The 23,833-nt window shown below is 51.6% G+C and carries 24 protein-coding genes; 8 read left to right on the top strand and 16 right to left on the bottom strand.

Annotated elements, in window-relative coordinates; translation table 11 throughout:
* Nucleotides 1–18: 18 nt before the first annotated feature.
* From ACTG33_RS06040 to ACTG33_RS06030, 3 genes are read right to left on the bottom strand one after another with little or no spacing between them, the layout of a single operon-like run.
* Nucleotides 19–1,254: a COX15/CtaA family protein gene (locus ACTG33_RS06040; RefSeq protein WP_439134298.1), complete on the bottom strand. Its 1,236-nt coding sequence runs from the start codon at nt 1,252–1,254 to the stop codon at nt 19–21.
* Between the two features lie 8 nt (nt 1,255–1,262).
* Nucleotides 1,263–1,913 carry a hypothetical protein gene (locus ACTG33_RS06035; protein ID WP_439134297.1) on the bottom strand — a complete coding sequence of 217 codons (651 nt, stop codon included), beginning with the start codon at nt 1,911–1,913 and terminating at the stop codon, nt 1,263–1,265.
* 26 nt (nt 1,914–1,939) lie between these two features.
* The gene (locus ACTG33_RS06030) at nt 1,940–2,791 is read right to left on the bottom strand and encodes an SURF1 family protein (protein ID WP_439134296.1); all 852 of its coding nucleotides are present in this window, start codon (nt 2,789–2,791) and stop codon (nt 1,940–1,942) included.
* A gap of 70 nt (nt 2,792–2,861) precedes the next feature.
* Here ACTG33_RS06030 and ACTG33_RS06025 point away from each other — a divergent pair, with 70 nt between their 5' ends.
* Complete coding sequence (locus ACTG33_RS06025) at nt 2,862–3,113, top strand: twin transmembrane helix small protein (protein WP_439134295.1); 252 nt, start codon at nt 2,862–2,864, stop codon at nt 3,111–3,113.
* A gap of 6 nt (nt 3,114–3,119) precedes the next feature.
* Here the strand turns inward: ACTG33_RS06025 and ACTG33_RS06020 are convergent, their stop codons facing one another.
* From ACTG33_RS06020 to coxB, 4 genes are all read right to left on the bottom strand, one after another.
* On the bottom strand, nt 3,120–4,037 hold the full coding sequence (locus tag ACTG33_RS06020) for a cytochrome c oxidase subunit 3 (RefSeq protein WP_439134294.1): 918 nt from the start codon (nt 4,035–4,037) through the stop codon (nt 3,120–3,122).
* Nucleotides 4,038–4,106: 69 nt separating this feature from the next.
* Nucleotides 4,107–4,664, bottom strand: a complete 558-nt coding sequence (locus tag ACTG33_RS06015; RefSeq protein WP_439134293.1) for a cytochrome c oxidase assembly protein — start codon at nt 4,662–4,664, stop codon at nt 4,107–4,109.
* Nucleotides 4,665–4,683: 19 nt separating this feature from the next.
* Nucleotides 4,684–6,234 (bottom strand): cytochrome c oxidase subunit I, encoded by a 1,551-nt coding sequence (ctaD, locus tag ACTG33_RS06010; protein ID WP_439134292.1) that lies wholly within the window; start codon nt 6,232–6,234, stop codon nt 4,684–4,686.
* A 14-nt stretch (nt 6,235–6,248) separates the two neighbouring features.
* Nucleotides 6,249–7,376, bottom strand: coding sequence for a cytochrome c oxidase subunit II (gene coxB, locus ACTG33_RS06005; RefSeq protein WP_439134291.1), 1,128 nt, complete (start codon nt 7,374–7,376; stop codon nt 6,249–6,251).
* A gap of 441 nt (nt 7,377–7,817) precedes the next feature.
* Here coxB and ACTG33_RS06000 point away from each other — a divergent pair, with 441 nt between their 5' ends.
* Both ACTG33_RS06000 and ACTG33_RS05995 read left to right on the top strand, forming a co-directional pair.
* Entirely contained in the window at nt 7,818–9,149 is a 1,332-nt protein-coding gene (locus ACTG33_RS06000; RefSeq protein ID WP_439134290.1) for an MATE family efflux transporter, read from the top strand.
* A 165-nt stretch (nt 9,150–9,314) separates the two neighbouring features.
* Nucleotides 9,315–10,091, top strand: coding sequence for a hypothetical protein (locus ACTG33_RS05995; protein WP_439134289.1), 777 nt, complete (start codon nt 9,315–9,317; stop codon nt 10,089–10,091).
* 43 nt (nt 10,092–10,134) lie between these two features.
* Here the strand turns inward: ACTG33_RS05995 and ACTG33_RS05990 are convergent, their stop codons facing one another.
* Nucleotides 10,135–10,383, bottom strand: coding sequence for a YheV family putative zinc ribbon protein (locus tag ACTG33_RS05990; RefSeq protein WP_439134288.1), 249 nt, complete (start codon nt 10,381–10,383; stop codon nt 10,135–10,137).
* A gap of 25 nt (nt 10,384–10,408) precedes the next feature.
* Nucleotides 10,409–12,445 carry an oligopeptidase A gene (gene prlC, locus ACTG33_RS05985; protein ID WP_439134287.1) on the bottom strand — a complete coding sequence of 679 codons (2,037 nt, stop codon included), beginning with the start codon at nt 12,443–12,445 and terminating at the stop codon, nt 10,409–10,411.
* A 202-nt stretch (nt 12,446–12,647) separates the two neighbouring features.
* Here prlC and ACTG33_RS05980 point away from each other — a divergent pair, with 202 nt between their 5' ends.
* A complete protein-coding gene (locus ACTG33_RS05980; RefSeq protein WP_439134286.1) occupies nt 12,648–13,205 on the top strand; it encodes a gamma carbonic anhydrase family protein in 558 nt (185 codons plus the stop codon).
* Nucleotides 13,206–13,221: 16 nt separating this feature from the next.
* Here ACTG33_RS05980 and ACTG33_RS05975 read toward each other — a convergent pair whose 3' ends face one another.
* From ACTG33_RS05975 to ACTG33_RS05945, 7 genes are all read right to left on the bottom strand, one after another.
* On the bottom strand, nt 13,222–13,713 hold the full coding sequence (locus ACTG33_RS05975) for a bacteriohemerythrin (protein ID WP_439134285.1): 492 nt from the start codon (nt 13,711–13,713) through the stop codon (nt 13,222–13,224).
* Nucleotides 13,714–13,755: 42 nt separating this feature from the next.
* Nucleotides 13,756–14,208, bottom strand: a complete 453-nt coding sequence (locus ACTG33_RS05970) for a bacteriohemerythrin (RefSeq protein WP_439134284.1) — start codon at nt 14,206–14,208, stop codon at nt 13,756–13,758.
* Between the two features lie 109 nt (nt 14,209–14,317).
* Entirely contained in the window at nt 14,318–15,154 is an 837-nt protein-coding gene (aroE, locus tag ACTG33_RS05965; RefSeq protein ID WP_439134309.1) for a shikimate dehydrogenase, read from the bottom strand.
* Nucleotides 15,155–15,176: 22 nt separating this feature from the next.
* Nucleotides 15,177–16,085 carry an oxygen-dependent coproporphyrinogen oxidase gene (gene hemF, locus ACTG33_RS05960; RefSeq protein ID WP_439134283.1) on the bottom strand — a complete coding sequence of 303 codons (909 nt, stop codon included), beginning with the start codon at nt 16,083–16,085 and terminating at the stop codon, nt 15,177–15,179.
* 189 nt (nt 16,086–16,274) lie between these two features.
* Nucleotides 16,275–16,844, bottom strand: a complete 570-nt coding sequence (locus tag ACTG33_RS05955) for an L-threonylcarbamoyladenylate synthase (RefSeq protein ID WP_439134282.1) — start codon at nt 16,842–16,844, stop codon at nt 16,275–16,277.
* Nucleotides 16,845–16,934: 90 nt separating this feature from the next.
* Nucleotides 16,935–18,119 carry a DNA-processing protein DprA gene (gene dprA / locus ACTG33_RS05950; RefSeq protein ID WP_439134281.1) on the bottom strand — a complete coding sequence of 395 codons (1,185 nt, stop codon included), beginning with the start codon at nt 18,117–18,119 and terminating at the stop codon, nt 16,935–16,937.
* Nucleotides 18,120–18,287: 168 nt separating this feature from the next.
* On the bottom strand, nt 18,288–19,307 hold the full coding sequence (locus ACTG33_RS05945) for a LysM peptidoglycan-binding domain-containing protein (RefSeq protein ID WP_439134280.1): 1,020 nt from the start codon (nt 19,305–19,307) through the stop codon (nt 18,288–18,290).
* Nucleotides 19,308–19,564: 257 nt separating this feature from the next.
* Between ACTG33_RS05945 and def the strand changes: the two genes are divergently transcribed.
* The 4 genes from def to trkA form a co-directional block, all read left to right on the top strand.
* Entirely contained in the window at nt 19,565–20,077 is a 513-nt protein-coding gene (gene def, locus ACTG33_RS05940) for a peptide deformylase (RefSeq protein WP_439134279.1), read from the top strand.
* Between the two features lie 101 nt (nt 20,078–20,178).
* Nucleotides 20,179–21,120 carry a methionyl-tRNA formyltransferase gene (gene fmt, locus ACTG33_RS05935; protein ID WP_439134278.1) on the top strand — a complete coding sequence of 314 codons (942 nt, stop codon included), beginning with the start codon at nt 20,179–20,181 and terminating at the stop codon, nt 21,118–21,120.
* Nucleotides 21,121–22,482: a 16S rRNA (cytosine(967)-C(5))-methyltransferase RsmB gene (rsmB, locus tag ACTG33_RS05930; protein WP_439134277.1), complete on the top strand. Its 1,362-nt coding sequence runs from the start codon at nt 21,121–21,123 to the stop codon at nt 22,480–22,482.
* A gap of 41 nt (nt 22,483–22,523) precedes the next feature.
* A partial coding sequence (gene trkA / locus ACTG33_RS05925; RefSeq protein WP_439134276.1) for a Trk system potassium transporter TrkA occupies nt 22,524–23,833 on the top strand: 1,310 nt, incomplete at its 3' end.

Raw genomic sequence — 23,833 nt, 5'->3', positions numbered from 1 at the left:
TGTTGATGGCATTTCTGTTCATATTTCTGCCCCTCGTGACATCACTGGCCGAGGTGCTGCCTGTGCGTGTGGATCATTCATCTTCGTCGACGCATTGGCTGTAGTAATGTCTGTTCTATTGGCTGCTGTATTGGCTGCTGTATTGGCTGTTGTATTGACTGTCGTATTCACTACGGCCCGGCAACCACTCCACAGTTGATAACAGACGGTCACCATCACCAGCAACAACAGCGCTCCTACACCGTTATGCGCCACGGCTACAGACAGTGGTAAGGTCGCCAGGATATTGGTGATACCCAGAGTCACCTGTAACGCCAAGACAACAACGGATACTGTCGCCAAAGATCTTAATAGCTTCACGCCAGTTCGCCATAGCATTAAAGACATCAACAGAACCGCCACGGTCACAACCACCGCCCCAATGCGATGTGTTAGATGTATGGCTGTGCGCGCTTCGTTATCCAGCAATCCTCCCAGATAGTTGGGGCCGTGCTCACTGGATAAATTAAACCCTTGAGAAAAGTTGGTCTCGGGCCACCACTCACCATGACAGGTGGGCAAATCAATGCAGGCCAGCGCCGCATAGTTTGAACTGGTCCAGCCACCCAAGCTAATCTGCAACACCACCAGCGCCAACACCACTAAAGACACCTGACGTAAACGCTTTAAGATTTGTGGTCTTAACACCACCGGTTCGCTCTTTGTTTCTCGCCGGCGCAATCTCAAAAACAACAGCCACAGCAGCGACAGCGTCATAAAGCCACCCAGAAGATGCGCCGTCACAACCTGTGGCCACAGTTTTAGTGTCACCGTCCACATCCCAAACAGCGCCTGCACAGTGACTAATATCACTAAAGCAAAGGATAATTTATAGGGCGCTGCTGCCGATTCAGTTCTTTCAGATGCAGAATCTTTCTGCTCTACTCTCGCCTCTGTCTGGTCCGTGTGATCTTTTCTTTGCCGCCATGTCATCACGGCTAAAAACAAAATCACCAATCCCAATGTACCGGCAAAATAGCGGTGCACCATCTCTGGCCAGGTTTTATCCAGATCCACAGGCGCATCCGGAAAGACCGCTTCTGCCGAGGCAATTTCATCCGAGGAGGTGGGCCAGGTCAGGTGACCGTAACATCCCGGCCAATCAGGGCATCCCAGACCGGCATCGGACAATCGGGTAAAGGCTCCCAGCGCCACAACCACAAAAGCCAAAATCCAAGCGAATAGAGCTAACCGTGTTTGACGACTGAAAGGCATATCACTCCTCACTCTTGGTAGGAATACTTCAGCAGGCGCTTGATATCACTGAGAAGATCGGTGCCCTGATTGCTCGAGTCATAAGTCATCATTGCAAAGCCTTCCTGATCTACCACATACACCGACGTTCCGTTCAAATCAAGATCAGCGGCATTCGTGGTCTCGAGTGTTTTCTGCCAGTCTTCTGCATCCACATGGGCCATCACCAGACGAGGATGTTCTACTGTTAACTGTTCTGAAAATTCAGTGTCGTATTCGGATGCTGTATTCAGGTAGAGACGCTCAAGACGAGTTGCTTTTTCTCCCAGACGAATGTGAACCTGGCGGGAAGTATAAAGAGTATCCAGACACTCCTGCTGACAATCATTGCTACCCACAATCAACCAGCGCCACTTTTTTTCCGTGGTGAGATCAATAGAATTTCCATCAGTGCTTGAGATATCCAGAGTCAGGATGGAGGTAGCCGGTTCCAGCAGAGTGCCTTTATTGACTGTCTGTTTGGGCAGGCCAATACCGGTGGTATACATCACGTAGGCTGCAATCATTGGCAGCAAAAAAGCCGCCACAATAAACCAGCTAACCCAACGAATCTGCCGTTTAGAAAATCTTTTTTTTCTGGAACGGTTCTGTTGTAAATTGGGACTGACATCAGAACTCATCAAATACTTCCTCTTGGATACTCTTGTTATTGTTTTACACGTGCCGACTGACGGTCTATCAGACTTTGACGAATATTGGTGTTCGCGACTACCAGAGCAATTACCAATACAAACGCCATAGCAAACCACTGGACGGCATACCCCTGATGCTTTTCCGGACTCACGTTGATATCACGCCAAATCATAGTCAAAGCATTGGGATCATTCGGCGACAACTGAAGCACCCCAGCCAGAATCGATTCTGAGGCGATCTCAGTTTCCACTGCCGTGGCGATCTGTTCTTCCACCGGTGCGGCTACTTGCGCTTCCAACAGAGCCTGCTCAGCCACGGCGGTCGTCAATTGCTGAATACGAACGGGCCATTGCCCTTTGCTCTCTTCAGTGCTGATATTTCTAACCATCTTGTTTACCGAGATGGGCACCGTACGGCCAGTAATTTCTACTGTGGATTCAGGAAATTCCACCTCCGGTAATAACTCTCGCCGGGAAGGAGCCTCTATCCAGCCTCGATTTACCAAGACAATAGCGCCACCGGAAGTGTAAAAAGGCGCAACGACCTCATAACCCACTTTCCCCTGATGGGTTTTATTATCCACCAACCAATACCGTTCGGCATCAAACTGGCCGGACATTCTGACTTTTCGATAAAACAACGAATCTTCGATCACGGCATCCGGAAATTCATTCAGGGACAGCGGCGGCAGAGATTGACGATGCTCAATAGAGGACACTAACTGGTTTTTTTCTTCAGCCCGGTCCAGCTGCCAAAATCCCAAGCGAATCAATATCGTCAACAACACCAATCCCACTGAAATTAACTTCCAGTTCCATCTTGATGTTACACTGAATTTTTCTGACGATTCTGAACTGGCTGACATCTGGCACCTGTACATCTAAGCCTGTTACCGCAGAAACCCACAATAAAAGCAATTCAAAGGGATAACCATCATGTGGTTAAAAATCATCATTGTTATTTTATTTATCGCTGTTTTAATCAGCTTAAGCAGCGCATTAGTTTTTCTACTAAAAGATATGGGCTCTCAATCGAAACGTACGCTTTACGCTCTGGGTATTCGGGTCAGTCTCGCAGCCCTGTTACTGTCCTGTATTTTTTACGGTTTGTACACCGGAAAACTCAACAGTTCAGCTCCCTGGGATTATGGCCCCGCGACCTCTCAGCAATCGGAGCCCAATAACTAATCCTTACTAGCCCAGTATATACACAAAAATAAACAGACCTACCCACACCACATCGACAAAGTGCCAGTACCAACTGGCGGATTCAAACCCAAAGCAATCATCGTGCTTAAAGTGTCCTTTCAACACAGACCTTAAAAACATCACCAGTAGCATGAACGTACCCAGAGTCACGTGCGCGCCATGGAAACCCGTGAGCATGAAGAAGGTAGTGCCATAAATTCCGGAATCAAGCGTCAGCCCCATGTGGGCATAGGCCACATAATATTCTTCAGCCTGTAAGATTAAGAAGAAAATACCCAGGGCGACTGTGAGACCCAGCCAGATATTAAACCCTTTGCGATTGTTATTTTTCAGCGCCGTGTGCGCGAAATGCACTGTCACTGATGATGTCATCAGTACCACGGTATTCCAGAATGGCAGCCATCCCCAAAGAGAATCAACGGTGCTGAAGCTCATGTTTTGCTCAGGACCAGTCACTTTGGCAGCATCGCCATTCACCGCCATATCCGGCGTTGTCATGACTGGCCACTGAGCCTGAAAACCGTTCCAGAGAACTTCATTAGCAATGCCTTTATCGCCCTCACCACCCAGCCAAGGGACAGCAAATGTTCTCACGTAAAACAAGGCACCAAAAAAGGCCGCAAAAAACATCACTTCACTGAAAATAAACCAGCCCATGCCCCAAACATAGGAGCGTTTGAGTTGAGGACTGTTCAGGCCATTGATATTTTCTGTGATCACCGCAGAAAACCATTGCCAGAGTACAAAGGCAAACAACAAGCCGCCACAAAACAAAATGGTCGGTCCTTTGGAGTCTCCGGTAAGCCAGCTAGCGGCACCAAATACCGTCAGAAACAATCCTATCGATGCAACAATCGGCAACTTGCTTTGTTCTGGTACGTAATAACTTCCTTCACTCGACATATCGCTACCCCGCCTTACTATTATGCGTAGTTTTTTTATTGGGTTATGGAGCCGATAACTCTATCCATATTAGTTACTGGTGGCTGCCAGCTTTGCTCTCTCGGTGACATCAAATATCGTATAGGACAAGGTAATGGTTTTAACCTGTGGAGGAATATCCTGATCAACAATAAACCGTAAAGGTAATTCCGCACTTTCGCCCGCTTGTAGCATCTGCTGGTTAAAACAGAAACACTCTGTTTTGTGAAAATATTCAACCACGTTAAACGGCACCAGGCTCGGAACCGCCTGAGCCACCATCTGCCGGTCCGTTGGATTACTGGCAAGATACCGCACTTCCTTCTCTTCCCCTGGGTGAACCTTGATACTGCTGATGGTAGGTTCAAATCCCCAGGACATATTCTCGTTATTGGTCGCCACAAACTGAACGGTAATGGTACGACTGGTATCCACTTTGATTTCAGTAGCCTGATACTGTCCACCAGTCTTACCGTTCAGCCCTGTAATTTCACAAAACAGGGTGTACATGGGCGGCATGATGTAAATCGCAAAAACAAACATGCCAATAACAACCCCCACCAGTTTCAGGGTTGTTACTGCATTTAATCGCTCTATCGATTTTCCCATAGCACACCGTCCCGATCCGTTACTTCACTTCGGGTGGCACCGAAAATGTGTGGTAAGGGGCAGGTGAAGGCACCGTCCACTCCAGACCTTCCGCATCTTCCCACACTTCGTCCGTGGCTTTTTTACCGCCGCGAATCGTGGCGATGACATTAAACAAAAAGAGAAGCTGCGCTGCGCCAAACAGGAAAGCACCCATACTGGCAATCATATTAAAGTCAGCAAACTGCAAGGCATAATCTGGAATACGACGAGGCATTCCTGCGAGCCCCACAAAGTGCATGGGGAAGAACGTTAAATTCAGACCAAGAAACGCCAACCAAAAGTGCGTCTTACCCATAGTTTCGTTGTACATGTTGCCGCACCACTTGGGCAGCCAGTAATACACCCCCGCGGTAATCGAAAAGATCGCGCCTGGCACCAGCACATAATGAAAGTGAGCCACCACAAAGTAAGTGTCGTGGTACTGAAAATCCGCCGGCGCAATGGCCAGCATCAAGCCTGAGAAACCACCAATGGTAAACAGGATGACAAACGCCACCGAAAACAGCATGGGTGTTTCAAATGTCATGGACCCGCGGAACATGGTGGTGATCCAGTTAAATACCTTCACCCCCGTCGGCACCGCAATCAGCATGGTGGCGTACATAAAGAACAACTCACCGGCGACGGGCATACCCACCGTGAACATATGGTGTGCCCAGACAATAAAACTGAGAAACGCAATAGAGCTGGTGGCGTACACCATCGAGGCATAACCAAACAGAGGCTTGCGAGCAAAGGTCGGAATGATCTGACTGACGATGCCAAACGCTGGCAGAATCATGATGTACACTTCCGGGTGACCGAAGAACCAGAACACATGCTGGAACAACACCGGATCACCACCACCAGCGGCATCAAAGAAACTGGTGTTAAAGTGAATATCCATCAGCATCATGGTCACCACACCCGCCAGCACCGGCATCACCGCAATCAACAGATAAGCGGTAATCAACCAGGTCCAGACGAACAGCGGCATCTTCATCAACGTCATACCAGGTGCACGCATGTTGAGAATGGTAGCGATGATATTAATCGCCCCCATGATCGAACTGGCACCCATGATGTGGATGGCGAAAATAAAGTAGGTCACACTCGGCGGCGCGTAGGTGGTTGAAAGCGGAGCGTAAAATGTCCAGCCGAAGTTTGGTGCACCGCCTTCCATAAACAGCGTCGACGCGAGCATGGCAAAAGCAAATGGCAGAATCCAGAAACTCCAGTTATTCATCCGTGGCAGCGCCATATCCGGCGCGCCGACCATCATGGGAAGCATCCAGTTTGCCAGGCCAACAAAGGCCGGCATGACCGCCCCGAAGACCATAATAAGACCGTGCATAGTGGTCATTTGATTAAAGAACGCCGGCTCAACCAATTGCAAGCCAGGCTCAAAGAGTTCGGCGCGAATCACCAATGCGAAAACGCCGCCGAGTAAAAACATGGCAAAACTGAACCACAGGTACATGGTGCCAATGTCTTTATGATTAGTCGTAAACAGCCAGCGGGTAATACCTTTTGCAGGACCGTGAGCCATGGTTTATCCCCTCCCTATTGACCTTGTTTGAATTTGAGAACATCGATGGGCTGAATGGTATCGCCCATGTTGTTGCCAAATGCATTGCGTTGATAGGTAATGACGCTGGCGATATCCACTTCCGATAACTGTGGACCAAACGCCTGCATCGCGGGGTTTTTCGTGCTGCCATTGACCACCATTTGCAGATGATCCTGCATAGAGCCAGTCGCAATTTTACTGCCCTTGATCCCGGGGAAGGTTCCGGGAATCCCCTCGCCATTGGCCTGGTGACACGCGGCACAGGTAGAGTTGTAAACTTTTTCGCCTTGCGCATAGAGCTCATCAAAGGTGAAGGTCTTTTCCGTCAGGGCTTTCATTGCCGCTGCGGTCTCACGCTTGTCAGCCAACCACAGATTGTATTCTTCTTGCGGTAGCGCCTTGACCACAATGGGCATAAAACCGTGATCCTTACCGCACAGCTCCGCGCACTGACCACGGTAAATACCGGGCTCATCGATATACGTCCACGATTCGTTGACGTAACCCGGAATGGCATCTTTCTTAACCGCCAGATCCGGTACCCACCAGGCGTGAATCACATCACTGGCGGTAATCAGGAAGCGGACTTTTTGCTTGATCGGAATCACCAGCGGTTCGTCCACCTCCAACAGATAATTGGGGTTCTTCGGAGACAGGTTATTAATTTCGTTGTAGGAGGTACTGAGGTTGCTGAAGAAGCTGACGCCCTCTCCCATGTAGTCGTATTTCCACTTCCACTGATAACCGGTAATCAGCACATCCATATCCGACTCATCCGTGTCGTAGATTTTCAGCAGCGAACTGGTCGCCGGAATCGCCATAATAATGAGAATGCAGAAAGGAACCACGGTCCAGAGAATCTCCAGCGCGGTGCTTTCATGAAAATTGGAGGCTTTGGCGCCATTGGACTTGCGGTGCACAATCATGGTGTAAAACATCACACCAAAGACAACCACACCGATGCCCACACACCACCAGAAAATATCCATGTGCAGGCCATAGACGTCTCGACTGATCGGCGTTACGCCCTGGGTCATATTTACGCCCCAGCGCTCCACCTCCCTGGCTTGCGTCAGGGTTTCATCAGCCAAAGTCAGGGCGGATAGACCTAACCCCGTCATGAGGACAAGCAGACGGGCAAATAGCCGTCTCTCTCTTATTAACATCGCCTTTCATCTCCGTGTAGCTATTGTTTTTATCTTCTACTACGAGAGTTGGTGTACGTGGCATCTTCCAGTCCACTGCCACCCGGGCATTACGAATTGTCTGTTGTATCAAGGCACACGAAAACCTTTCACACTGATACATCTAGCGCGACCTGCTTCATTCAAGCGGGGGATACCAGCAAAACTGTCGACGTCCAGGAGGTACATCCAACACACTGCGGCAAATTGTCGCAACTACAACGCTTTTAGGTTATCCATAGGAGCAAAGTAGAGTCAATGCTTTTATTTCGTTTTGCTCTGTCCAATTTTTATACAATTCGATTTATTTCTGTTGATTTCAATCGCTTAGGGTCATTTTGAGTACAATAGCGCGCCTTATTCAGAAAGAACTTTTTCATGCAGCCACCTATGCAACTCCGTGATTTACCTCACAAATCGGTTTTGGCGCTCGCCTGGCCGATGATACTGAGCAACATTTCCGTGCCGTTATTAGGCCTGGTCGATACCGCCGTGCTCGGTCACTTGCCTTCCCCGGTATATTTAAGTGCCGTTGCTTTGGGTGCCAGCCTGCTGTCGATCATCTTCTGGGCAATGGGATTTCTGCGTATGGGGACCACCAGCCTGGTGGCGCAGGCCTCTGGCAGAAAAGATGAGAATGACGTCGAAGCGGTGCTGATTCGCAGCTGTCTGCTGGCTTTGATACTGGGATGTTTGTTGATCCTTTTGCGCGAACCGTTGCTGTCCATGTCTCTGCAATGGATGCAACCTTCTGCCAGTGCCGCACCGCTGGCGAGCAGCTATTGTCATATTCGAATTCTCAGCGCACCACTGGTATTGATGACCATGGTGATACTGGGATGGTTTATCGGTCGACAAAACACGCGGGTGCCATTGACTGTTATGGTCGCCACCAATCTGGCCAACGTGGTGCTCGACCTAATCCTGATCTGGGGACTGAAGCTGAACAGCGACGGTGCCGCTTTGGCCACGGTCAGCGCCGATAGCCTCGGATTTTTTCTGGCGGTGTATTTTGTCAGCCGGGAAAAACCTGAGTTAGCGACACTGTTCAAGCGTCATCTCTCACTGAAATATCAAGATTACCGGGCGCTACTGTCCATCAACCGTCATCTGTTTATTCGCACGTTGTGTCTGTTACTGACGTTCGCTTTTTTCACAGCACAGGGTGCGCAAATGGGCGATACCCTGTTGGCAACCAATGCGATTATTTTTCAGTTATTGATGCTCACGTCTTACAGTCTGGATGGCATCGCTCACGCGTCTGAAGCGTTGGTGGGGAATGCCGTAGGAGAAAAAAATGCTGAAAGAACACGATCGGTGATTATCACTACAGGGTTCTGGAGTTTTTTGATTGCCATTGCCATGTCTGTATTTTTTACTCTCGGGCAAAACTTTTTAATTCCGTTATTTACCAGCATTGACTCGGTCACCGCCGCCTTAAAAACGTATTATCTGTGGGTGATCTTTTTACCCTTAATCTGCTTTGGCGGATTCTGGCTGGATGGCGTATTTATTGGCGCCGGCCGCACCAAAACAATGCAAAACACCATGTTGTTGTGCTGTATTGTTGTCTTTTTTCCTGTCTGGTGGTTGTTTCAACCATTACAGAACCACGGCTTGTGGATTGCATTCTCGACATTCAGCCTTGCGCGCGGACTGAGTCTGGCTCTATTCTTACCCGCCTTGTGTCAGACTCCAGCAAATGACTAAATTTATATAGCCTTTTGTTCTGTCTGTTCCCTTGTTTTTATGTGGATATCGATTATCTTCTGTACTGCGGTAAATTGATGCGCAAGATTGATCCAGCTCTCATCCATGTATCTGACGGGCAGCATATTTCAATTAATTTTATAAAACACCGGCCAACCAAACTCTATGGATATAAAAGACGTGCTGACGATTCGGGAAACCATACAACAGGCGAAAGCACACGAAGAGGAAACCGGACACCTGTGCTCGCTGCTTGAAAAGGAAATCCCCAAGCTCCACAGCGCTATCCGTCTGCCCAATGAAAATGCAGCCAATGCACTGGTGGATTTTGTCACCCGTTATATTGAGCACGTACCCGATTTTGTTGAAGCCATCTCTAACGTCACCAATGAAGCCCGAGTGTTTGACTACGCCGAAACATTTTTGCGCATCGCCAAAGATTACTTTCTCAATCCACCAGACATTATTGAAGGTCATCAGGGAATGGATGCGCTGATGGATGAAGCCTATCTGGCTCACCGCTTAATGGAAGAAGTGAATGACCGTTTTATCAGTCACTGTGGCGCGCCACTGGCCCCTATGGACATGACTCGTTCTAACCTGATCATTCATCACTTGATTGGTGAGCCCTTTGCCAATGAGCTCGATATGGCCGTGCAGTATTCCGTTGAACTCTGTATGGGCAAGGAAAAAGTCTTTGCCCACACTGATTTTCAAAACTATCTGGCAGAACACCGACAGCATGGATGGCAGAAAGAACTCAATGCTTGGCCCTGCCTGGCTCACGATCTGGATATTACCTTGAGTTTTACCGAGCCCAACACCCGTCCAGAAGAGAAGACCGCGCAACACAGCAAGCAACCAACACCCTCTTCAGCTGCAGCCGAGAGCACGTCGGATCTCTCAAGCTATATCTCTACCCCCAAAGGCTCTCTGCACTAAGCTTCAGTTTCCAAGCCAGTCAGTCAGTGCACCGTGGGTTGATCTATTTTTTTCCCTGCACTGGCGGAAACTGAATCACCTGAACTTCGGCTTTTTTCTCTTCTTCCGTTTTATTCACACGCGTTTCCAGCTCACGGGCCTTGGTCGCAAAATGCATTTCATCGGAAAATCCACAACTGACGCATTCCCGATAATCCTGACCGTCCTTGTTATAGACAACAATTTTGTCCATTTCGGAACATTTGGGGCACACGGCCCCGGCAATAAAACGTTTCTTTTGTTTAAAAGTCATAACGTAAACTCACTGTCATCACAGATTACACGATGCCGCTGTGACGCAGCAGTGCTTCGGTATTAGGCTCACGGCCACGAAAATTCTTAAACAGTTCCATCGCTTCTCTGGAACCCCCCATTTCCAATATTTCCTGCTGGAAACTCTGTCCCGTCAGCGCATTGAAAATCCCTTCCTCTTCGAAACGGGAAAACGCATCGCTGGATAAGACTTCGGCCCACTTGTAACTGTAGTAGCCGGCTGCATAGCCACCGGCAAAGATATGACTAAAGCTGTTTTGAAAACGATTGAAGGCCGGTGGCTTGGCAACCGCAATTTCATCGCGCACTTCGTTTAGCACGTCCTGCACTGGTCGCGGACTGTCCGGGTTGTAATTGCGGTGTAAACGGAAATCAAATAACGAAAATTCAATCTGACGCAGCATTTGCATAGCCGACTGAAAATTTTTGGCCGCCAACAGATTCGTCAGCAATTCATCCGGCAAGGGCTCGCCACTTTCGTAATGACCCGAAATCATCGGAATTACGGATTTTTCCCAACACCAGTTTTCCAGAAACTGGCTGGGCAGCTCCACCGCATCCCAGGCAACGCCACTGATACCGCTAACGGCAGCTGTGCTGATTTTGGTCAGCATGTGGTGCAGTCCATGACCAAACTCATGGAACAAAGTCACCACTTCATCGTGAGTCAGCAGCGCCGGCTTGTCGCCTACCGCCGGGGTAAAGTTGCAGGTCAGATAAGCGACGGGCAATTGCAGTCCTTGTGGCGCCAGTCGGCGTGTGCGACAGACATCCATCCACGCGCCACCGCGTTTGTTGGCGCGGGCGTACAGATCCAGATAAAACTGGGCAATCACTTCGCCGTCCTGTTCCACGGCGTAAAAGCGGGCATCTTTATGCCAGACATCGGCGTCTTGTTGACGAATACGAATATTAAACAGGCGGCTAACGACCTCAAACATACCCTGCACGACTTTTTCGGCGGGGAAATAGGGACGCAATTCCTCTTGAGAAATCGCGTATTTTTGCTCTTTCAGTTTTTCACTGTAATAGGCCTGATCCCAGGCCTGGAAATCCGTCAGTCCATCGCGATCTTTAGCAAAGGCTTTCAGTTCTTCGTAGTCTGCTTTTGCAGCCGGCTTGCTTTTTTCAGCCAGTTCCAGCAAAAACGCCTCTACCTGATCACAGGTTTCTGCCATTTTGGTGGCCAGTGAGCGCTCGGCATAATTATCAAAGCCCAGCAAATTGGAAAGCTGATGACGCAAGGCAAGAATTTCATCAATCAGTGGGGCATTATCCCACTGCCCAGCGGTGGGTCCCTGATCGGAAGCGCGGGTGCCATAGGCGGTGTAAACCTCTTCCCGCAAGGCGCGATTGTCGGCGTACATCATCACGGCCAGGTAAGACGGAATATCCAGGGTAATGACATAACCGGATTCACTTTTTTCTTCCGCGGCCTGCTTTGCCAGCGCCAGTGCGTTATCCGGCAGACCCGACAACTCATCAGCACTCTCCAGATGCTTGTACCACCCCTGAGTCGCGTCCAGTACGTTATTGGCAAACTGGGTACTGAGTTCCGACAAACGCTGCTTAAGATCGCTGTAGGTTTTCTTTTCCTCTTCCGGCAGATCCACACCCGCCAGACGAAAATCCCGCAGGGCATGCTCAATCGAAGTGCGCTGCTCCTGAGGCAGTGTTGAAAACTCTTCGCTATCAGCCAGCGCTTGATAAGCGTCGCACAGGGCTTTGTTCTGCCCGACTTCGGTGCCGTAAGCGGTCAGCTTGGCAATGCTGTTGGTGTAGGCATCCCGCAAGGCATCACTGTTTAACACGGCGTTGAGGTGGCCGACGGGTGACCAGGCCTTACTGAGCTGGTCATCCTGCTCTTCCAGTGGCGTAATCAGATTCTCCCATGACACCCCTTGCGACTGCGCCTGTTCCACCACCTCTTCCAGCTGAGTGCGACACTGCTGAATCAAATCCTCAATGGCAGGTTCCACGTGCTCTGCACGAATAGCCGAGAAAGGCGGTAATACGGAATTGCTAAGCAATGGATTAGTCATGAAGTCGTTTACCTCGATAAATCGAATGGAGTGGCGGCGCTTATGCTTGTGATCCTGTTTCTGAGGGATCCATGATACACCCGTTAAGAAGGTATTTGGGGGCGAACGCCAAGGAAATAAAGAGGGCAATTATGATAAAGTGGCCGCTTGAGCCCTGACACTCTCTGATAAAGACTTACTGATAACTCACCGGAGCCCCGTCATGACCACTGATCACGCCAATCTATCTGTCGCCTCTTTCCAGAACATGACGCCACAACTGGGTGAACGAGTGTATGTCGATCCCACCGCCCGTATCATCGGTGATATCCATATCGGCGCAGACAGTTCCATCTGGCCGTTTGTGGCAGCTCGCGGCGACATGCACCGTATTCAAATTGGCGAACGTACCAGCATTCAAGACAACACGGTGTTGCATATCACCCACAAGGGGCCCTTTAATCCGGAAGGCTGGCCGCTGACCATTGGCGATGATGTCACGGTGGGACACAGTGCGACTCTGCACGGCTGCACCATTGGCAACCGCGTATTGGTAGGTATCGGATCCACCGTGCTGGACGGCGCTATCATTGAGGATGATGTGGTCATCGGTGCCGGCACGCTGGTGCCACCGGGCAAACGACTGGAAAGCGGCTATTTGTACGTCGGCTCACCCTGCAAACAGGCTCGTCCACTGAAAGAAAAAGAGATGAACTTCTTTACCTATTCATCCAATAATTACGTGAAGCTGAAAGATCAGTATCTGGCGGAAGCCGAATAACGGCTAAAAACCAGCCCTATTGAAAATAGCGGGACACGGCTTGCGTCACCCAATGACGATGCCTGTCCGGCTCGATTCCCAACAGTCTCTGCTTCACTAGCTCTGCGTAACCTTTGTCTTCCGTCATAATGTGCTGAATCAGCCATTGCTGCAGTAGCCGGGCAAGCTTTTGACTTACCTCCTCCCCCTGTTCGCTGCGCAACTTCAAACTCTCAATCAAGTTGGAAAACTGGCGATGCACTAACTGATGCTCTGCTAATTCCGGATACCCGGCTTCTTCCAGCAGCGATTCTTCAAATGCAAAGTGTGACAGTGTGTAGTCAACCAGACTTGCCAGGACACTCCTAATGTCCGTCCCAGTATCAGTAGCAGCTCCACTCGATTGCACGTGCGGGTTGGATGCAGAAATATCATAAATTTGATTAATATACCCTACGATACGCTGATGTTGATGATCGATAATATCGATACCCAGGTCATACTCTTCTGACCAGACGAAACGAGTCATAAGTCCTCCTGCACAAACGAACGGTGGTTATTGATATACAGGTTATCCAAACAAGCGGGCCATCCAGCTTCCGGATTTGCTTTTTACTCGCTTCGACGCGTCATTCATATTGGCTTTAACAACACCGGTATAATCGCGGTCATCGTGCTTGATATGATTGACCAGCCAAGTCTTCAGTGTGTGCGCTAACTCTTCGGTAACATCTTCACCGGCTTTGGCACTTTGTTGATAAGCCTGGATTCTGCGGGTAAACAGCGCGTGTACTTTTTTGTGAGCTTTACAAAATGGGTAGCCTGCCTCTTCAATCAACGATTCTTCAAAAGCAAAATGAGACAGGGTGTAATCAATCAGCTCATCCAGAACCTGTAATAATTCCGTCTGACTGTGATGCTGATGGGCAAGCTCTACGCCGTTAATGTAATCAACAATACGCTGATGTTGACTGTCTATGACTGGAATACCAATTTCCAAATCTGTCGACCACTGTAGCGACATGACCTCAACCTCCTGACATTGAATGTGCAGGAGATTCTAGAACAGGGCCATAGTGGGTAATTAGATTTAGATCAATTGAATGCCAAAAGCTTTGGGTCAAATTTTACGGTTATGATTGCATCTGTTTCCGTAACGACGTGATTACCGGTTTGACTTGCGGCTTCACACCACGCCAGACATAAAACGCTTCAGCGGCCTGACCCACTAACATGCCCAGACCATCGGCAATGTCTTTGGCACCCTGTTGCTTTGCCCACTGCATAAACACGGTCGGCTCTGCGCCATACATCATGTCATAGCAAACCGCGTCTTCACCGAGCAACATATCAGGCAGCGGAGGAAGATCGCCGGACAAGCTGGCAGACGTACCGTTGATGACCACATCAAACTGTTGCTCGTTGAGATCGACAAACCCGCACGCCTGAACCTTGCCGTAGCGTTTGAATTCACGAACTAACGTTAACGCTTTGGCAATGGTGCGATTGGCAATGACGACTCTGGCCGGTGATTGTTCCAACAGAGGTTGCAGTACACCGCGCACGGCACCGCCAGCCCCCAGCACCAGAATATTCTTACCTTCGAGAGACCAACCCAGGTTGTCCACCATATCCGACACCAGGCCCTGACCGTCGGTGTTGTCTCCCAGAATACTGCCTTCTTCCAGAACTTTTAAGGTGTTAACCGCTCCGGCATTTTGAGCACGCTCAGTGAGTTGCGTGGCAAACTCGAATGCATCCAATTTAAACGGCACGGTAATGTTTAAGCCTTTACCGCCATCGGCAAAAAACTGTTTGGCGGCAGCGGAAAAGCCCTCCACATCCACCAACTGTTTTTCGTAGGTTAGTGACTCGCCAGTTTGCTCCGCAAATTGCTGATGGATTTGCGGCGACTTGGATTGTGCAATGGGGTTACCGAATACCCGGTACTGGTCCATGGTGTTCTCCATCAAGCTGCCTTTCTTCAATCGGCTACACCCATTCCTGGGGCTGTAAAAAGACTTCAGTGAGCTCCGCCTCTGCAGAGCCCGCTTCCGGTTGCCAGTCATATTCCCAGCGAACCAGCGGTGGCAGCGACATCAGAATCGACTCGGTGCGACCTCCGGTTTGCAGACCAAATAAGGTACCGCGATCAAATACCAGATTAAATTCCACATAGCGACCACGACGATATAACTGAAAATCTCTCTGTTGTTCTGTGTACTCCAGATTTTTTCGCTTCGCCATGATCGGCCGATAGGCTTCCACATAGCTGTCACCCACAGAGCGCATAAAGGCAAAACTCTGTTTAAAACCCAGTTCATTAAAATCATCAAAAAACAAACCGCCAACACCGCGAGGTTCGTTGCGGTGTTTCAGATAAAAGTATTCGTCACACCATTTCTTAAAGCGCGGATAGATGTCTTCGCCAAACGGCACACAGGCGTCTTTGGCTGTCTGATGCCAGAACTGACAATCTTCTTGATTGCCGTAGTAAGGCGTCAGATCGTAACCCCCACCAAACCACCACACTGGCTCTTCGCCTTCTTTTTCAGCGATAAAGAAACGTACGTTGGCGTGACTGGTGGGCACAAACGGATTGCGCGGATGAATCACCAGCGAGACGCCCATGGCTTCAAAAGAGCGACCGGCCAATTCCGGACGATGGGCGGTGGCCGAAGCCGGCATCTGAGTGCCAAACACATGGGAGAAGTTCACCCCGCCTTTTTCAATCACGGCACCGTCGACCATCACTCGCGAACGACCGCCGCCGCCCTCTTCCCGATCCCAGCTGTCTTCGACAAATTTGCCTTCGCCGTCTTCGGCTTGCAGTTGGGCACAGATGCTGTCTTGAAGAGATAGCAGATATTGTTTAACGGCGTTCTTATCCGGTTGGCTCATGGACGTCCTCGGCTCGTGTCTTTGGGTTGTGACGTTTAGGGGTTGTAACGTTTAGGGATTGCAACGTTCAGGGTCTTTAACGTTCAGGATCGATATGGGCGGGCATTATGTCGTATACCGCTGCAATACAACTTGCGCTGCATCAAATACCCCCGAAACATCAAACTGCCATGCATTAAAAAACGAAGGCTAGCTGGCCCTGACCACCTGCCCGGTTATCAGATCGCGAATCTGGGTAGGCTTGGCCTCGGCTCCCACGGCGCCCGGAGTCACCATGCCCACACTGTCACTGAAGTATTGCCGAACTTTCCACTGATGCAGAGCAGGCTTCTTACCTTGAGGATTGGCGGAGGTGGACACAATCGGCCCTCCAAACGCCCGACACAGACCCGCCACTACGGGATGGGCGCTGACTCGCAAGGCCACACTGTCGTATTGGCCTTTGACCCACTCGGGGATCTGGTTTTCAAGATCCGGGACAATCCAGGTATTGGGACCGGGCCAGGAGGCCTGCAGAGTGGCTCGCTGCTCTTCCGTCAGAGGACGCAGGTAATCGGCGAACTGCTCAATATCTGCAGCCACCAGAATCATGCCTTTCTCGTAATCGCGATTTTTCAACGCCAGCAGCTTATAGACCGCTTGCTCATCGAAAGGGGAACAACCCAAACCCCACACCGCTTCGGTGGGGTAGGCAATGATTTCACCGCTCCAGATCAGATCTGCGGCGCGCTGAATGCTTGGGTGACGGGACCAATCCATTCGTAAGCTCTCTTCTTTAATCGGCTGACAACACGCGCGGCAACTTACCTTAAGCGCCTGAAAAGCACAACTGAACCTAAGAAAGTCAACTTAGCCTAAGCGCACGATATTGCCACCCTCCTGAGAAATCAGCCCTCTTAACTCCAGTTGCATCAGGGTGGCCAGCATTTCCGGTGTCGAAAGTGACAGACGGGCACTGAGTTCATCGATATTGCAGACCTCAAAACCCACGGCCTTGAGTAAGGCCTGCTCCTGCTCTGACGCACCGACCAAACGATCTGCCTGCCCTTCGTCGCTGGTTTCGCCAGCCTTATGTGTATCGGTCTCATGAGCGTGGAAAGCAGGTGCTGCTGCCCAACCTCTCAGCTCTATGGCAATATCTTCCGCCGTCTCCACCAGTGTGGCGCCATCCCGAATCAAACGATGACAGCCACGGCTCAAGGGGTTATGAATCGAACCGGGAATGGCAAACACCTCTCGGTTTTGCTCCAGGGCATAGCGGGCGGTGATCAGCGAGCCGCTCTTCAGGGCTGCTTCAACCACCACCACACCCAGACTCAATCCGCTGATAATGCGGTTGCGACGAGGGAAATTGCCACTGTGAGGCGCGGTACCCGGCGCAAATTCGGTCACCAGAGCCCCGCCTCCGGCGACAATATCCTCCGCCATCCCCCGATGACGGCTGGGATAAATCCGATCAATCCCCGTACCCATCACCGCCAGCGTTACGCCTCCTCCCTCTAAGGCCCCAATGTGAGCACTGGCATCGATACCCTGCGCCAATCCACTGGTCACCCCCAGCCCCACACTGGCCAGGTAGCGGGCAAACTGCCTGGCGGTATCCCGACCATTGGCAGTTCCGTGGCGACTGCCAACAAAAGCGATTTGAGGTATTGATAAAGCTTCCACGGCACCTTTCAGATAAAGCACCGGCGGTGGTTGATCGGTGGCGCTCAGCAATTCGGGATAGCGAACATCCTCGTGAGTGATCACCTCCACCCCGTTGTCTAACATCGGCTGATGCCGCTCCACAAACGTCTGCCAGCAGGCGCTCCGCTCCCGATGATGATAGAAGTCACTGAACATAGACTGACACGCAGCCGGAAAGAATCCCTGCAAGCTATCGAGTGGCTGTGTCAGCAACCGATCGAGAGGCAAGCTGTGCTGCCGCAATTGCCAATAGCGGGATACGCCAAACCCGGGGAGGGATAATAAGAAGGGAATTAACCACGGAGTCGGATCGTCAAAAGACAACCCTGAACAGTCCTTGTTCATTGCATCATCCTTGATGTTTTTAAATTTATAGAGCCAAAATTCAATAGGCCAATTTGAAAGGCCTAATACAAGAAACCCCGGACAATGCCGGGGTTTCCGTTAAGCCAAATGCTTTTTTAAGCCAAGAGTTCTATATAAGCCAAGAGTTCTATATAAGAGAATACTCGGTTACGGGTGACGTGCCTTGTCGTTAACCGCCAGAGGACGGGAGGCCTCCAGCACCAGCGCCAGACTCATCTTGTCGAAGGTGCGGAACACCATCATCAGACCGGCTTTTTCGTCCGGCAACTTGACGACATCGCCCTTAACCCGATCGCGGATCGCGCCGCCATCTTTGTAGATAGCGAATACGCTACCCACTTCAACACCTTCGCGCTCACCGCGGTTCAGTGCAACAACATCCATACGACCCACCTGAGTCAGGCCACCTTCAACCGCCATGATGACGCCTTCCAGGTCCTCATTCGGACGTGATGGGTAGAACGTGGATTCCACTGCGCGCTCTTCGTGCGGCAACAGACGGTCAGCGATGCGAATCTCTTCAACGGAGCGAGTCACATCAAAGGTGCCCAGATCATCGTTCTCGTCACGCATTTTGACGGTACCGATATCCAGCGCCTGCAACCCCAGCAGCTCGTTGGTTTCAGGATCGATAAAGCGGATACCACCACGGTAAACGCCGTAGACCTCGGCACCATCGCTGAAATCACCGCGAGCATAGAGCTTGTCACCGGCCCCCACCACCAGATGCTGTTCAGCACCGGTCAGTACGTGGGGCGCAGCTTCCATTTCAGCCGCAGTGACAACACGGCTGCGACTCAGGAAGTTGTTGATTTCATCGAGAGGGATTGCCGGAATGGCTTCATCCAGTGGAATCGGTCTCACTTTGGGGGACAATTTAACGTTGCGACTGCCTCGCTCCAACGTCAGACGAGGTCTGCCATCGAGGTAAACCAGCTTGATCACATCACCGGGGTAAATCAGATGAGGATTGTCGATTTGTGGATTTACTTGCCAAATTTCCGGCCACATCCACGGGTTTTGCAAAAAAGTGCCTGAAATATCCCAAAGAGTATCACCCTTCACCACGGTATAACGGTCGGGGTGAGAATCCTTTAATCGCACCTCGTCCGCTAAAACGGAGAAAGAGAGACACAGGGCGAAGAAAGCAAACGCTAGTTTTTTCATAGAAACCGATCCTGTTTGTTCGGTCCGCCAGCAGTTGACGTTATAATAGCTGGACGAACACTGGTGCTGGTTCCATTTGTAGAATCAAAGACGCGGCAGCTATTTTCCCGACCAGACAATCTGACTTCACCCCAAAATGAAGCGGATTAGGTGGCCAAAACAGGAAAATCACCAGCCCCAACACGTAAATGCTGTATGATTCATAATGTTATCAGCGCTTGTTACCTTTTTACTAGAAGTTTGTCACACAAAGGCTTATGGCTATATTAAAGATTCTGGAATTCCCCGATCCGCGCCTGCGTACCGAGGCCAAACCCGTCGAAACCGTGGATGATGACATCCGCACATTGATCGACGATATGTTCGACACCATGTACGACGCCCCCGGTATCGGTCTCGCTGCCACTCAGGTGAACGTTCACCAGCAGATTGTGGTGATGGACATTTCCGAGAATGGCGACGACCCGTTGGTGTTTATCAACCCGGAAGTGACCGTGCTGGACGATGATACGCTGCCCTATGATGAAGGCTGCCTGTCCGTACCCGGCTTCTACGAAACCATCGATCGCCCTTCCAATATTACCGTCAAGGCGCTGGATCGCAACGGTGAACCATTCACTCTGGAACCTGATGGCCTGCTGGCCACTTGCATTCAGCACGAATTGGATCATCTGAAAGGCAAGCTGTTTGTGGATTACGTTTCACCTGTTAAACGTCAGCGCATTCGCAAAAAGCTGGAAAAGGCCCATCGTCAGCAGGCCAACGCCTAAGCAGAACAAGTACAGAGCGGTGAAAAGCAAGGGAAGTCTGACTTCCCTTTTTTTGTAACTCGACATCAACGTTAGCAACACAACATCGACACGGATACTCCATGCGTCTGATTTTTGCCGGCACTCCCGACTTTGCCGCACATCACCTACAATACCTTATCGACAGCGATCACGAGATAGTGGGCGTTTACACACAACCGGATCGCCCGGCTGGTCGCGGCAAAAAACTGGTGGCCAGCCCGGTCAAACAGCTGGCAGAGCAACACAACCTGACCGTCTTTCAGCCGGTCAATTTTAAGGAAGAAGGCGCACTCGACACCCTGACGCAGCTCAACGCCGATGTGATGGTCGTCGTCGCCTACGGACTGTTGTTGCCACAACCGGTTTTGGATGCACCCCGCTTTGGCTGCATTAATGTACACGCCTCTCTGCTGCCCCGCTGGCGCGGTGCCGCACCGATTCAGCGCGCCATTGCCGCTGGCGACCGTGAAACTGGCATCACCATCATGCAGATGGATATTGGTCTGGATACCGGCGATATGCTGATCAAAACCCACTGCCCGATCGATACAGACGATACCGGCGGCAGCCTGCACGACAAGCTGCTGGTACAGGGCGGTCCGGCTTTGATTGAGGCACTCACGCAAATAGAGCAGCAAACCCTGAAACCGGAAAAGCAGGATGACAGTCTGGCTTGCTACGCGTCCAAGCTCACCAAAGAGGAGGCGGCAATTGACTGGAATCAGCCCGCGCAGGTGCTGTACAACCAGATTCGGGCGTTTAACCCGTTTCCGGTGGCCTACTTTAGTCAGACAAATAGCAACCAGGGCAATGACCGGATTCGGGTCTGGGACTGTCAGATCTGCGAAGGCCAGGGTCAGGCCGGTACGGTACTTCAAACGGACAATCAGGGCATTGTGGTCGCCTGCGGAGAGGGAGCCCTGTCACTGAAGCAGCTGCAATTGCCCGGCAAAAAAGCCCTCGCAGTGCGCGATATTCTCAACGGTCACAGCGACCGTTTTGCAACCGGCACCCAACTTTAAATGAGCAAGGACACCGCCAGCCACAAGGCCATACGTCCCGTCCGGGTTCAGGCCGCCCTGACCCTGGCTCCGGTTCTGCAGCAGCAGGCCTCGCTGGCGAGCCTGATGACCCCGGCACTGGACAAGGTTGATCCGCAGGAACAACCACTCTTGCAGGAAATGTGCTTTGGCACCTGCCGCTGGCAGCCGCAATTGCAGTCGATCCTCAACCGACTGCTGGAAAAGCCCCTCAAACCCAAAGACAGCGACATTCACGCACTGTTGCTGCTCGGGCTGTATCAACTCAAATATTTGCGTATCCCAGATCATGCGGCGCTCAACAACACCGTCGCCGCCTGCAAACCGCTGAAAAAAGCCTGGGCGGAAAAACTGGTCAATGGAATTTTGCGCCGCTTTCAGCGTGAACGGGAAACACTGGAAAGCGCTCTGCAGAAAAGTCCGGCCTATACCTCGGCGCATCCAAACTGGCTGCGCAAAAGCATCGAAAACTTCTGGCCAGAACAGGCCGATGCCGTGTTTACCGCCAATAACGCCCACCCGCCGTTTACCCTGCGCCTGAATTTGGCCCAACAAGATCGCACAGAATATCAACAGACCCTGAGCGATCTCGAACTGGGCAGCACCCCGACCCCCTTCAGTCCTTTTGGTCTGACGCTCGACAGCGCCTGCGATGTGGGCAAGCTGCCCGGTTTCAGCGAGGGCAAGCTGAGCGTGCAGGACGAAGCCGCACAACTGGCAGGCGAGCTGCTGCAACTGCAACCGGGGCAGCGAGTGCTTGACGCTTGCTGCGCACCCGGTGGCAAGACCGGGCACATTCTGGAGTTGGGCACGCAGCTGGCCTCACCGCTGACCGCCCTGGTCGCACTGGATCTGGAAGAGCGACGGCTGGAGCGGGTGCGGGAAAACCTTCTGCGCCTGCAACATCAGGTTCAGCAGCAGGCCACTCTTGTCTGTTCCGACGCGTTGGCCGTGGATAAATGGTGGGATGGTGTGCCCTTCGATCGCATTTTGCTGGACGCCCCCTGTTCCGCTACCGGCGTGGTCCGTCGCCACCCGGACATCAAACTACTGCGCAACGCCGAAGATATTGCTAAGCTTGCGGCATTACAGCTCAAGCTTTTGCAGGCGCTGTGGCCAACACTGCGTCCCGGTGGACGGTTGGTTTACGCCACCTGCTCACTGCTTCCCACCGAGAATACCCGGGTGGTGGAACAGTTTTTATCTCAGGAGCCGAGCGCCGAACACGACCCGATTGCAGCGTCTTGGGGGCTGTCGCAACCCTGTGGTCGTCAGCTATTACCGCAAATCCAGGGCCACGATGGCTTTTACTACGCCTGTCTGAACAAGTCCGACAGTCAGTAAACACCGTTCATCCCTACACTAAGTAAGGTCCGTCACAGACCATGAAAATCATTATTCTGGGAGCCGGTCAGGTCGGCGGCACGCTCGCGCAAAACCTGGCCAACGAAGCCAATGACATCACGGTCGTGGATACCGACGAGTCGCGTCTGCGAGAGTTGGTCGATCGCTTCGACATTGGCGTCGTCACGGGCGAAGCCTCCCATCCCACGGTACTGGTGCAAGCCGGCATCGAAGATGCGGACATGCTGATTGCCGTTACCAGCAATGACGAGCTCAATATGATCGCCTGTCAGGTGGCCTACAGTCTGTTTCGCACCCCCACCAAGATTGCCCGCATCCGCGCCAACGCCTACCTCAACAAACCCGACCTGTTCAGCAACGACGCCATTCCTATCGATGTGCTGATCAGTCCGGAACGTCTGGTTTCCGACTATATTTTCCGTCTGATCGAACACCCCGGCGCGCTGCAGGTACTGGATTTTGCCGACGGCAAAGTGCAACTGGTGGCGGTAAAAGCGTATTACGGCGGCCCGCTGGTGGGACAGGAACTGAGTTTTCTGCGTCAACATATGCCCGCCGTAGACACTCGGGTGGCTGCGATCTATCGCCGCGACCGGGCGATTACTCCGGAAGGCTCAACGGTGATCGAAGCGGATGATGAAGTGTTCTTTATCGCCGCCAAGTCCGACATTCGCGCCGTCATGAGTGAGCTGCGTCGGCTGGAGAACCAGTACAAGCGCATCATCATTGCCGGCGGCGGCAACATTGGTTTCCGCCTGGCACGTTCTCTGGAATCCCGCTACAGCGTTAAACTGATCGAATTCAATCTCGACCGCTGCAAGTATCTGTCCGAACGGCTGCATCGCGCCATTGTGCTCAATGGCAGCGCTTCAGATCAGGAACTGCTGCTGGAAGAAAACATTGAAGACACCGATGTCTTCCTGGCTCTGACCAACGACGATGAGGCCAACATCATGTCGTCGATGCTGGCGAAACGTCTGGGCGCCCGCAAGGTGATGACCCTGATCAACAATCCGGCCTATGTCGATCTGGTGCAGGGTGGCGAAATCGACATCGCCATTTCACCGCAACAAACCACCATCGGCAGCTTGCTGACTCACGTGCGCCGCGGCGACATCGTCAATGTTCACTCCCTGCGTCGCGGTGCTGCCGAGGCCATTGAGGTGATTGCCCACGGCGATCCGCGCACCTCCAAGGTGGTGGGCAAGGCGATTGAAGATATTGACCTGCCCGCCGGCGCCAGTATTGGTGCGATTGTGCGGGATACCGACAAAGGCAGCCAGGTGTTAATTGCCCACGACAACATCGTGGTGGAAACCGGCGATCACGT

The sequence above is a fragment of the Pseudomaricurvus sp. genome (assembly GCF_965662505.1).
In the GTDB taxonomy this organism is placed as follows: Bacteria; Pseudomonadota; Gammaproteobacteria; order Pseudomonadales; family Cellvibrionaceae; genus Pseudomaricurvus.
This window is presented reverse-complemented; position numbering and strand designations above follow the sequence as displayed.

Excerpts from the sequence above, each read along its gene's own strand:
- ACTG33_RS06040 (WP_439134298.1), bottom strand. The coding sequence starts at position 1,254 with ATGCCTTTCAGTCGTCAAACACGGTTAGCTCTATTCGCTTGGATTTTG.
- ACTG33_RS06035 (WP_439134297.1), bottom strand. The coding sequence starts at position 1,913 with ATGAGTTCTGATGTCAGTCCCAATTTACAACAGAACCGTTCCAGAAAA.
- ACTG33_RS06030 (WP_439134296.1), bottom strand. The coding sequence starts at position 2,791 with ATGTCAGCCAGTTCAGAATCGTCAGAAAAATTCAGTGTAACATCAAGA.
- ACTG33_RS06025 (WP_439134295.1), top strand. The coding sequence starts at position 2,862 with ATGTGGTTAAAAATCATCATTGTTATTTTATTTATCGCTGTTTTAATC.
- ACTG33_RS06020 (WP_439134294.1), bottom strand. The coding sequence starts at position 4,037 with ATGTCGAGTGAAGGAAGTTATTACGTACCAGAACAAAGCAAGTTGCCG.
- ACTG33_RS06015 (WP_439134293.1), bottom strand. The coding sequence starts at position 4,664 with ATGGGAAAATCGATAGAGCGATTAAATGCAGTAACAACCCTGAAACTG.
- ctaD (WP_439134292.1), bottom strand. The coding sequence starts at position 6,234 with ATGGCTCACGGTCCTGCAAAAGGTATTACCCGCTGGCTGTTTACGACT.
- coxB (WP_439134291.1), bottom strand. The coding sequence starts at position 7,376 with ATGACGGGGTTAGGTCTATCCGCCCTGACTTTGGCTGATGAAACCCTG.
- ACTG33_RS06000 (WP_439134290.1), top strand. The coding sequence starts at position 7,818 with ATGCAGCCACCTATGCAACTCCGTGATTTACCTCACAAATCGGTTTTG.
- ACTG33_RS05995 (WP_439134289.1), top strand. The coding sequence starts at position 9,315 with ATGGATATAAAAGACGTGCTGACGATTCGGGAAACCATACAACAGGCG.
- ACTG33_RS05990 (WP_439134288.1), bottom strand. The coding sequence starts at position 10,383 with ATGACTTTTAAACAAAAGAAACGTTTTATTGCCGGGGCCGTGTGCCCC.
- prlC (WP_439134287.1), bottom strand. The coding sequence starts at position 12,445 with ATGACTAATCCATTGCTTAGCAATTCCGTATTACCGCCTTTCTCGGCT.
- ACTG33_RS05980 (WP_439134286.1), top strand. The coding sequence starts at position 12,648 with ATGACCACTGATCACGCCAATCTATCTGTCGCCTCTTTCCAGAACATG.
- ACTG33_RS05975 (WP_439134285.1), bottom strand. The coding sequence starts at position 13,713 with ATGACTCGTTTCGTCTGGTCAGAAGAGTATGACCTGGGTATCGATATT.
- ACTG33_RS05970 (WP_439134284.1), bottom strand. The coding sequence starts at position 14,208 with ATGTCGCTACAGTGGTCGACAGATTTGGAAATTGGTATTCCAGTCATA.
- aroE (WP_439134309.1), bottom strand. The coding sequence starts at position 15,154 with ATGGAGAACACCATGGACCAGTACCGGGTATTCGGTAACCCCATTGCA.
- hemF (WP_439134283.1), bottom strand. The coding sequence starts at position 16,085 with ATGAGCCAACCGGATAAGAACGCCGTTAAACAATATCTGCTATCTCTT.
- ACTG33_RS05955 (WP_439134282.1), bottom strand. The coding sequence starts at position 16,844 with ATGGATTGGTCCCGTCACCCAAGCATTCAGCGCGCCGCAGATCTGATC.
- dprA (WP_439134281.1), bottom strand. The coding sequence starts at position 18,119 with ATGAACAAGGACTGTTCAGGGTTGTCTTTTGACGATCCGACTCCGTGG.
- ACTG33_RS05945 (WP_439134280.1), bottom strand. The coding sequence starts at position 19,307 with ATGAAAAAACTAGCGTTTGCTTTCTTCGCCCTGTGTCTCTCTTTCTCC.
- def (WP_439134279.1), top strand. The coding sequence starts at position 19,565 with ATGGCTATATTAAAGATTCTGGAATTCCCCGATCCGCGCCTGCGTACC.
- fmt (WP_439134278.1), top strand. The coding sequence starts at position 20,179 with ATGCGTCTGATTTTTGCCGGCACTCCCGACTTTGCCGCACATCACCTA.
- rsmB (WP_439134277.1), top strand. The coding sequence starts at position 21,121 with ATGAGCAAGGACACCGCCAGCCACAAGGCCATACGTCCCGTCCGGGTT.